The sequence below is a fragment of the Senimuribacter intestinalis genome (genome assembly GCF_943192965.1).
GTDB lineage: Bacteria > Bacillota > Clostridia > Peptostreptococcales > Anaerovoracaceae > Senimuribacter > Senimuribacter intestinalis.
This window is the reverse complement of sequence record NZ_CALPCF010000001.1, coordinates 389,346-399,377: the sequence shown is the minus strand read 5'-3', so window position 1 is coordinate 399,377 and position 10,032 is coordinate 389,346. Positions and strand designations below refer to the sequence as shown.

The 10,032-nt window shown below is 43.0% G+C and carries 6 protein-coding genes and 1 riboswitch; of the genes, 4 read left to right on the top strand and 2 right to left on the bottom strand.

All coding sequences use genetic code 11. The features are described 5' to 3' along the window. Positions 1-230 precede the first annotated feature (230 nt). A riboswitch (cobalamin riboswitch) is annotated at positions 231-432 on the top strand. Positions 433-536: 104 nt separating this feature from the next. Next, a complete protein-coding gene (locus NFR88_RS02055) occupies positions 537-3,497 on the top strand; it encodes a DUF4430 domain-containing protein (protein ID WP_161908635.1) in 2,961 nt (986 codons plus the stop codon). A gap of 96 nt (positions 3,498-3,593) precedes the next feature. On the opposite strand, the gene NFR88_RS02050 is transcribed toward NFR88_RS02055, so the two are convergent. Both NFR88_RS02050 and NFR88_RS02045 read right to left on the bottom strand, forming a co-directional pair. Next, positions 3,594-4,757 (bottom strand): SAM-dependent methyltransferase, encoded by a 1,164-nt coding sequence (locus NFR88_RS02050; RefSeq protein ID WP_251613171.1) that lies wholly within the window; start codon positions 4,755-4,757, stop codon positions 3,594-3,596. A gap of 732 nt (positions 4,758-5,489) precedes the next feature. Then, positions 5,490-6,101 (bottom strand): LysE/ArgO family amino acid transporter, encoded by a 612-nt coding sequence (locus tag NFR88_RS02045; RefSeq protein ID WP_160202924.1) that lies wholly within the window; start codon positions 6,099-6,101, stop codon positions 5,490-5,492. Between the two features lie 184 nt (positions 6,102-6,285). Here NFR88_RS02045 and NFR88_RS02040 point away from each other — a divergent pair, with 184 nt between their 5' ends. From NFR88_RS02040 to NFR88_RS02030, 3 genes are all read left to right on the top strand, one after another. Then, positions 6,286-7,209 carry a DMT family transporter gene (locus NFR88_RS02040; protein ID WP_160202925.1) on the top strand — a complete coding sequence of 308 codons (924 nt, stop codon included), beginning with the start codon at positions 6,286-6,288 and terminating at the stop codon, positions 7,207-7,209. A gap of 135 nt (positions 7,210-7,344) precedes the next feature. Beyond that, positions 7,345-8,175, top strand: coding sequence for a Fic family protein (locus NFR88_RS02035; protein WP_307726228.1), 831 nt, complete (start codon positions 7,345-7,347; stop codon positions 8,173-8,175). A gap of 409 nt (positions 8,176-8,584) precedes the next feature. Beyond that, positions 8,585-10,030 (top strand): aminotransferase-like domain-containing protein, encoded by a 1,446-nt coding sequence (locus NFR88_RS02030; protein ID WP_251613169.1) that lies wholly within the window; start codon positions 8,585-8,587, stop codon positions 10,028-10,030. Positions 10,031-10,032 lie beyond the last annotated feature (2 nt).

Genomic DNA, 10,032 nt, shown 5'->3' with positions numbered 1-10,032 from the left:
CATAGCTTTTTACATCCTCCACTCTTGCGTACCTGACATTTACTTAGGCAAACTGGAATTCACCTTGGCAATTGACCAAATTGTCTCGTTTTGACCTATTGCCATTTATGTATAGTATATATTTGAAAATATTGTATTGCAAAAAAATAATCACAAGGATATAATGAAATAGGAGTTAGCTTTGCGAAAAGGAAATCCAAAGTCTCTCCAGATTATAATTAAAAACAAAATATAAAGAAACCATTTTGTGTTCTTCCTTGTGCGTACCACAGGGGAGCTAAGAGGGAAGCAAGTGAGAGCCTTGCGCGGACCCGCCACTGTAATTGGATTGTTTTTACCACTGGTGAAGAGCCACCCACTGGGGAGACCTGGGAAGGGAAAGAAAAACGATAATCCATGAGCCAGGAGACCTGCATGAGATGAGGATCCCGCGGCGAGGTAACCGTAAGAATCCAGAGTTTAGATACAGTAAATGCGGACTGTAGGCAAAGAGCCTGCAGTTTTTTTGTGGGCAGAAATGTAGAAAGGAAGAACACATGAAGAAAAACGAAACAGTAAAGAAATTTTCTGCCATTCTTCTAAGTATCGTCATGGTACTTTGCATGATGCCGTCTATGGCATTTGCTGCGGAAGCAGATGTGCAGACAGGAAATGTACAGATTACTGTGCCGGCGGATGCAAAAGTATTTGTCGGCACGAAGGAAAAACACTTCAAGCCGTTTATAGAGCAGGAGACTATTGGTGAAGTGCCGGCTGCGGAAGGGCTGAAGACGGTATCCTATAATCTGCCGGCAAACAAGGATTACAATTTCAGAATCAGTGGGAAAGGCTATGTGACTTATACCGGAAAATTCAAGTCACCGGCAGCGTCCAAAGATCCGTATATCTTAAATGTTTCTGAAAGCGATTTGAAGCCGGAAGGAAAAAACGCTAAAACCGTCGATAAAGCTTCAACTTCAAATAAGAATTACAACATGGCAGACATTTATCTGAACATCAATCCCGCAGGCTATCTGAAGTTGAAGAAAAACGATGAATACCAGATTGTATCTCTGAGAAACTGGGAGGCAGTAGACACCCTTACAAATAATTACTTTATTGAGCCGGACTATCACTATGAGGCTGTCAACTTTGACGGAACACCAAGTGATGTGGTATCCGTATCAGAAAGTGGAAAAGTGACTGCGCAGAAGGAAGGTACTGCAGTGGTACTTGTAACCTATGACGCTTTTAATAATATTTCTGCGGTTGGCGGTCCGTTCTTTGGTGCAATCTGGCCGGAAAATACAGGTGTGTTTGTAGTATCTGTAGGATCATCTGATAGTACGGTCAGTGTCAACGCTAAGGTAAATACCGAGACGAACGCAACCGTCAGCAATGGAAAACTCGCAGGGGATGACTTGGATGCGGAGCTGGATATCATTTACTATCTGACAGAGATGACTGATGCTGCCGGGGAAAAAACAGTTTATGATGATGCCCATGGAAGCTATACATTTACACCGACAGGTGAAGTTGCTTCTGTAGAGGTGGCAAATCCTAATTATGCTGGCGGAAAGCTGAACTATGGTGGGTTTGTGCCAGCTGAAAGAAATGCAGACGGCAGTTATACTGTAAAGTTGGTCGAAGGCAGAAATATTGTGAAGGTCAGCGACGGAACTGCCTGTGATTATCAGGTGGTTTCTGCGAAAGGTGTCAAAGCAGCGGTTACCAACAAGACTACGCCGGGCAAGGCGTTAGTGGCAGGCGACCAGTTTGCAATCAGTTTCGATACATTGTATCATCCTGTCAATAAGCTAGCGGGAATTTATAATATGTCAGCAGCGGTAATCTATCAGACGGTAGAAGGAATGGAAGGTAAAACCGTTGGAGGAACCGCAGCACAGTACAATTTTGCAGCTAATGCCAAAGCGCAGACTATGGAAAATCAGGTTAGCATTACAAAGACTATGTTCTTTGGCAGCACTAACTATAGCCTGAAAAAGGGTGATGCAGCAGCTATTCCGGCGGATTATACAAAAGACACACTGACTGTATCCCAAGGGGGTCTTTTCACTTTTGGATTTGGAAGCAGTTACGGCGCACACAGAGAAATTACCTATGAAGTAGGCGCTTCTCCAAACTTTACCGCAGTCAGTCAGACAGCATATTTTGGAATTTTGCCGGATATTACCTTGCAGGTCGAAAAAGCTGACGCTGCCGGCGACATCGAAATCGTTGAAGTGGTTACGCAGCCGAAAAAAACAGCATACTTTGAGGGCGAGTCCTTTGATGGGGAAGGTATGAGTCTGAAAGTCACTTATGCAGACGGCACAGAGAGAACTGTAACAGGCGGTTACAGCGTGACGCCTTCTGTTATGGAGAAGGATACACAGAAAGTAATGGTCAGCCTGGGAGGAAAAATCGCAGAAGTACCGGTAACTGTAACACCTTTGGAAGTGACAAAGATTGAAATTACAAAAGCGCCTTCAAAGACGGCGTATATCGCAGGAGAATATTTTAACCCGTCTGGTATGGTTGTAAGTGCAGTATATAACAGTGGAAAGAAAGAAGAAATTACAGACTATACTTATGAAGCTGCACCTCTTACAAAAGATGTAACCGGTGTGACAATTTCTTATCAGGAAAAGACTGTGGAACAGCAGATTACTGTAGCTGAACAGCAAATTTCTGCGCCTGAGGATAACAAGATAAAAGTCACCTTTACTCTGCTCGGTGATGAGAAGCACGGCGAGGACGGCGTTTCACATACTTATAAAAAGGGTACAATCGACCGGGAATGGATTTCTGCTCTGGAAGTGACTGTGGATAAGGACGCAACGGTTCTGGATGTGATTGAAAAAGCCTTGAGTATCAAGGGAATGGGATTTTCCAACAGCACAGGCAACTACATCAGTGCCATCAACGGTCTTGCCGAGTTTGACAACGGACCGAACTCTGGCTGGATGTATACGGTTAATGGTGTATATGTAAAAAACGGTGTTGCAGAGCAGGTCATCAAAGACGGCGATGTAATCCTATTCCATTATACAGATGACTATACAAAGGAAAGGGCTTCCGCAGGATGGATTGAGCCGCCTGCAGATGATGAGCCGGGAACGGATATTGACGATCCGAACACGCCGCTTTCTCCAGGCCCTGAAGCAGTAAAGGGAAAGGTTGGTGCGATGAAACTAACCGCTCGCTCAGAAAGAACCAGCAAGAAGAATGTGAAAGTCACTGTAAAAGCAGATAAGGCTACGGAGACAGCTGTTAAAGAACTGGAAGAGATGGGCTATACTGTAAAATACAGATATTACCGTTCTACAAAGAAAGCGTCCGGCTATAAGGCAGCGTTAACAAAGAAAGCAAAAACTTATACCAATACTACCGGAAAGAAAGGGCAGATGTACTACTACAAAGTCCAGCTCAGAGTCTATGATAAAGATGGGAAGCTGGTTGCAAAGACAGCGCTGAAACAGTGCAGATACGCAAACAGACTTTGGACAAAGAAATAGCTGAGATGAAGAGGATGTCTCAAATAAAATGAGACATCCTCTTTGCGTATGCACCATTTAAGGCAAAGTTGATTTTGAGACAGACCTGGCTCTTTTCTAATACCATCTTACTATAGGCAGATCGTTGTTTACGCCTTTAGACATAAGAATTTGGTGAAGATCAGTGATTCCGTTGTGAAATGTGGCTGCACAGGAGGACAGATACATCTCCCACATGCGGACGAACCGTTCTCCGAACATCTTCTGAACTTCTTCTATATGGTCGCGAAAATTCTTTTCCCAGCATAACAGAGTGCGGTTGTAGTGATTGCGCAGATTTTCTATATCCAGTGTATGAAAATCATCTTCCGCCATACAGGTCAGCATTTCTCGGAGACTTGGCACGACACCGCCGGGAAAGATGTATTTTTTTATCCACGGATCGCCAGGAAATTCTTTCAGCGCACTGATAAAGTGAAGCAGAAATAATCCGCCTGGTTTCAGCACATGTGCGGCACAATCGATAAACTGTTGATAATTACCGCGTCCCACGTGTTCTACCATACCGACGCTGACAATGCGGTCAAACTGCAGATTGGACTTCTCAAGATCCCGATAGTCCATCAGTCTGACATCCAGCAGGTCCGAAAGTCCTTCTGCCTCAATTCGCCGCTTAAATTCGTCATACTGTTCCTGACTGAGTGTAATCCCCATGCCGCGTACACCGTATTTCTTTGCCGCCCTGATCAAAAGAAATCCCCAGCCGCAGCCGATATCCAGAAGTCGCATGCCTTCCTTCAGGCATAGTTTTTCCAGAATGTAATCGACTTTGTTGACCTGTGCCTGATAGAGACTGTCGTTAGCGCATCGAAAATAGCCGCAGGAATAACTCATCGTTTCGTCAAGCCATAATTTATAAAAATCATTGCCGATATCGTAATGACTTTTGACCTCTTTTTCCTGATTCTTTTTTGATCTGGATGGGAAGATTAGCTTTTTCAGCGCATTGTGATCGGTGGAAAACTTTCCGATTTGTCCAAGGAAAAGATCAAGCGCTTCATAAAGACTGCCCTCAACTTCCAGATTGCCGTCCATGTATGCTTCACCTAGTGCCAAAGAAGTACTGGTGGACAGATCGCCTAATGGAATCATTTTATGGAATTTAACAGCAAAGGCAGGAATCCCATCTCCAATCTGATACTCTTTTTTTCCCATTTTTATGGTGAAAGGACAAGCATCAAACTTCTTTAAAAACTGTATCATAACATTTTCTTTCAGCATTTTATACCTCCTGATGTGTTTCGCTTATAACAGTATTCCACCTGATTTTAGGGATTATAACATATTTTAGAAAATAGCAGGTGGTTTGCAGGGGGCACGGCAAGGTCGCTATCGCCGCAATGATTTAACTTAAAACAGGTGTTTTTAGAAAAAAGTGTATAAGAAGGAGGTGGGATTCTTAACCGAAAATCAAAAAATGCTAAAAAAATGTATAAACATATTTAGACGATTGAATTAGCAGTTGTTCTTGCGAGGATTTATTCTTGCTATATTACTGAAATCTTGCGTTTTTTGTAAGAATTTTATAAAACTATTCCACATCTTGCATAAATTGCAAGGCATATAAAATGGCAAGGCGAATCTTTTATACACTTTTTTAAAAAAATGGCAATTTAGGTTAAATCGCTCTTTTGCTGCGTCTGTAGGTAAGATAAAATTGAATGTTGCGTCGAAAAATGGTAAACTATGAATAAATAGTAAGATACCGAAATGAAGCACATTGGATTGGAGGAACTAAGATGGAAGTATTAGGGCTGATTGTGGATTATGTGGGTATCGTGCTGAGAATTATATGAGGAGAGAAAATATCAATTCCTCTTATAGGCGTTAGTAAAGATTTACCCAGCAGTATTACAGGAATTAACAAACATAGGCGCAATGACTAATTCTCCTAAAATGCAATAAAAAGAGCGAGTCGTCTGGTAACTAGAGGGACTCGCTCTTTTAATGTAATTACACAACCATCTGCACAAAATTGATGAATAGTTTTGCACCGTAGAATACGATGATTGCGCCGCAGATGATATTGATAATGCGAAGCACTTTGTCGTTGAATTTGGCGCTGAACAGAGCTAAGATTGTAGAGATGCCGAAAAACCACACAAAGGATGATAAATTGACACCCAGAATAAACTCCGCTACATGCTCTTTCGGCAGGGTAGTTCGAAATGCGCCGAGCAGCATGGTGCCGTCGATGATTGCCTGGGGATTGAACCAGGTAACAACGCATGCGCTGGAAATCACCTTCAAAATCGGAATATCGACTTTGGTGGAGGTATCCATACTGTCCTTTGCTCGTAGAAGACCGATTCCAATCCACATGACAATTAGACTGCCTGCGCCGAGGACAATCATCTGCAACCACTCAAAAGCTGACATAATGGCGCCGATGCCGAAAAAGCAGGCTAATGCCAGCGTAACATCAAAAAACGTGACAATTAGAGCAGTCAGATAGACACGGCTCTTTTTTTGTGTCAGTGCAGTGTTGATAACAAAGAGATTCTGTAGACCAATGGGTGCTACATAGGCAAGTCCGATGGTAAATCCTTGTAAAAAAAGTGGCATAAAAAAACTCCTTCTAAGTTAATATCAATAAAATCATACCACAGAAAACTGCCTTTGTAACCCACCAAGACGGGAAAAAAGAGACCAACCAAGTTTCTGTTTGGTTGGTCTTATTTTTCTAACATGGTTGTTTCAGAAAAAACAGGCGGTGTTATAATGATTAAAAACAGGAAAGGATGAGGACATGAAAAATAGCTTTAAAAGCAATTTAGTACTGCTTATGACAGCAGTCATTTGGGGCGGCGGACTTGTAGCACAGAAAGCGGGAGCAGTATTACAACCGTTTACATATAATGGAATTCGCATGTTTATTGGAGGTCTGGCGCTAATACCGGTAATTTATTTACTTAAGGTAGCAGGAAAAGACAAGAGTGCAGGAAGCTCCAGGGAAGTGAAGCGAGATGAGAAAGAAGATAAGAAAAACCTGCTGATTGGAGGCATATGCTGCGGATGTTTTTTATGCTTGGCAACATCACTGCAGCAGTTTGGGTTCTATTTTGAAACAAGTGCTGGGAAGACTGGTTTTATCACTTCTCTGTACATAGTAATCGTTCCGCTGCTTGGGCTTTTTCTTGGCAAGCATGTAAGAACGCTGATATGGGTCAGTATATTGTTAGGGGCATTTGGCTTTTACCTGCTTACTATGGCAGGAAAGAGAGAGGGATTTCGACTCAGTACAGGAGAACTGTATATCCTGCTATGTGTAGTTGCGTTTTCTGTTCACATTTTGGCAGTAGATTGTTTTTCGCCGAAGTGCGATGGAATCAGACTTTCATGTGTGCAGTTTCTTACAAGCGGTGTCATAGGAATCGCCTGTATGCTGATTTTTGAAACGCCGGTGCTTTCAGACATTTTGGATTGCTGGCTTCCGATCCTGTACTGCGGTGTGATTTCTACTGGTGTCGGATACACCGGACAGGTTCTGGGTCAAAAAGATACGGAGCCGGCGGTTGCATCACTGATTTTGAGTTTGGAGGCAGTATTTTCTGTAATATTTGGAGTGCTGATACTGAAAGAGCACCTTACTATCATAGAGGGGATAGGATGTGCTGTTATCTTTGCGGCAGTGGTGATTGCGCAGATTCCGTCCCAAAATAAAAGTATATAGAAAAATGTGCATAGAAGCAGTCTGAAACACAAAATCATTTCATTGATTCGGTAGATAGGTCAAGATATAATTTTTATATCTACGGGTAGTGGGAATACTATAGGAGAAATGATATGCTGGGAGGTGAAAATATTGATGGATTATTATGAACCGCCGTTCACGATGACAGAAGAAATTACCAATTTAGTGATTCAGATTGGCGACTTAGCGGGACAAATTTCCACTGCGAATGGATTATCGAGAAATCCAAAGCTTCGCAGAGAAAACCGAATTCTTTCAATCTATTCATCGCTGGCAATAGAACAGAATACACTGACGATTGAGCAAGTAAGCGATATCATTGCAGGCAAACGAGTACTGGGACCTCCGAAGGACATTCGCGAAGTAAAGAATGCATATGAGGCATACGATTTGCTGACGGAATTGAATCCGTATTCCATAGAAGATTTGCTCAAAGCACATAAAATTATGATGGCTGATTTAGTGGGGGAAGCGGGGCGCTTTCGAAGCAAAGGAGTTGGTGTGTACGCAGGCACTGCACTAATTCATGCAGGTACACCACCTCAATACGTGCCTGAATTAATTGACGAGCTATTCAGCTGGCTAAGAAATTCAGCGTTGCATCCTTTAATAAAATCGTGCATCTTCCATTATGAGTTTGAATTTATTCATCCCTTTGCTGATGGGAATGGGAGAACTGGACGCCTGTGGCATACTTTGATATTAGCAAAGTGGAAAGACTTCTTTTTGTGGTTGCCCATCGAAATGATGATACATGAAAAGCAGGAAGCTTATTATAAAGCGTTAAATGATGCAAATATCAGCGGAGAATCTACAATCTTTGTTTGCTATATGTTAGAAGTCATTCGCGATTTGTTACTGGATTTAGCAGAAGGGAAAAGATTGGTAGATGACAGAGCTACAATAGAAAGACAGATGCTTAAGCTTCTGCAACAGAGGGGATAATATTCAGCAAAAGGATTGGCTGAGCAGCTTAACATTTCTGAACGGCAAGCGCAGCGCATTTTGAAGAAGCTAAAGGATGAAGGTAGTATTACACGTAGTGGTTCCAACAAAAATGGTAGCTGGATTGTGCGCTGATGTCGTAATAAATGTCGTAATAAATATGCGGATTTTCTGCAGAGAGCCTATAAGATAGTGCATGAAATATACTAAAAAAAGAGCGAGTCTTCCGGTTGCCAGAGGGACTCGCTCTTTTTTATGCAATTACATAATCATCTGCTGTTGAATCCTCGTAAGAAAAGTGGCATAGTAATCCTCCAATATTATTTTATTTTTTGATCAGGTATGGTAAAATAATAGCATAGAGTATCATCTTTGTTGTCGACCAAAGAAAAGGAAAGAAACCAACCAAATGATTACACTGGACTGGAAACCTGACAAACAGAATAAAACGCCGATTTACAGACAAATTGTGAAATATATCAGTGATAAAATAGCTGCGGGGGACTGGGTAATCGGCAGTCGTTTGCCCAGCCAAAGAGCTATGGCAAAGGCTTTTGAAGTCAACAGAAGCACTATTGTCAGTGCTATGGAAGAACTGATTTCTTATGGCATATTAGAAAGTGATTTTGGAGGCGGCACGAGAGTTGCCAGCAACACTTGGTCTCTGCGTATGAGCCAGCCTCCGGACTGGAACAAATACATTGCAAGCGGACCTTTTGGTGCCAATCTATCTACCATTCAGACCATCAACAAGATGGAATTTGAACCAGGATATATTCGTATCGGCACAGGCGAATTATCACCAGAGCTGTATCCGGGCAAGCTGATTAGCAAGATTTTTCGCAGAATGCCGGAGCGGATTCCTAATCTGGGCTATTTAGGTACTTTAGGTCTTCCAGAGCTGGGACAGGCGCTTTCTGCATGGCTAAAAGAAAGTCAGGGAATCGATGCTAAAGCATCTAATATTATGATTGCAAGCGGCTCCCTGCAGGCTCTGCAGCTGGTTTCTGTGTGTATGCTGAAGCGGGGAAGCGACGTTTATACAGAAGCGCCGTCTTATTTGAAGTCTCTGCAGATTTTTCAGTCGGCAGGGATGAACCTTCATGGTGTACCGCTGGATGAGGAAGGACTGCAGTACTGGAATATCAAGGATGCTTCTAATGAGTCGCTCCTTTATACGATTCCTACATTCCACAATCCGACAGGCACGGTCATGAGCGAAAAGCGTCGAAAAGAGGTTATGGCATTTTGCCAGAAACAGCCTATGCCGATTTTGGAGGATGACGCATACGGTCAGCTGTGGTTGGACGAAAAGCCGCCAGCTTCTCTCAAATCCAGAGATAAAACCGGCTCTGTCATTTACATGGGAACGATTTCAAAGACCATGGCGCCAGGACTTAGAATCGGATGGGTTGTCGGACCCGAGGCGGTGGTTTATAGACTGGGGGATGTAAAGATGCAGACTGACTACGGCGCCAGCTCCGTTTCCCAGTGGATGATGACGGAACTGATTACAAGCGGCGACTACGACATCTATTTGGAAGAACTTCGAAAGGAGCTCAGAGCGCGCAGAGATAATGCGCTGGCGGCACTGGACAAACATTTCAAGGGTCTGGCAACATGGAAAAAGCCGAAAGGCGGTTTTTATATCTGGCTTCGTTTTGATAAGCGGCTGCCTATGGACAAGATTTTTAACAAGGCGCTGAAAGCCGGAATTCTGCTCAATCCGGGCAATGTATACGACTATGCGGAAAACCACGCAATCAGGCTTTCCTATGCCTATGCGGATCCGGAGGATTTGACCAAAGCGCTGGAAATACTGGCAGCGATTATTGAGAAACATCAGAAGAGGTAACA

Excerpts from the sequence above, each read along its gene's own strand:
- NFR88_RS02035 (WP_307726228.1), top strand. The coding sequence starts at position 7,345 with ATGGATTATTATGAACCGCCGTTCACGATGACAGAAGAAATTACCAAT.
- NFR88_RS02045 (WP_160202924.1), bottom strand. The coding sequence starts at position 6,101 with ATGCCACTTTTTTTACAAGGATTTACCATCGGACTTGCCTATGTAGCA.
- NFR88_RS02055 (WP_161908635.1), top strand. The coding sequence starts at position 537 with ATGAAGAAAAACGAAACAGTAAAGAAATTTTCTGCCATTCTTCTAAGT.
- NFR88_RS02050 (WP_251613171.1), bottom strand. The coding sequence starts at position 4,757 with ATGCTGAAAGAAAATGTTATGATACAGTTTTTAAAGAAGTTTGATGCT.
- NFR88_RS02040 (WP_160202925.1), top strand. The coding sequence starts at position 6,286 with ATGAAAAATAGCTTTAAAAGCAATTTAGTACTGCTTATGACAGCAGTC.
- NFR88_RS02030 (WP_251613169.1), top strand. The coding sequence starts at position 8,585 with ATGATTACACTGGACTGGAAACCTGACAAACAGAATAAAACGCCGATT.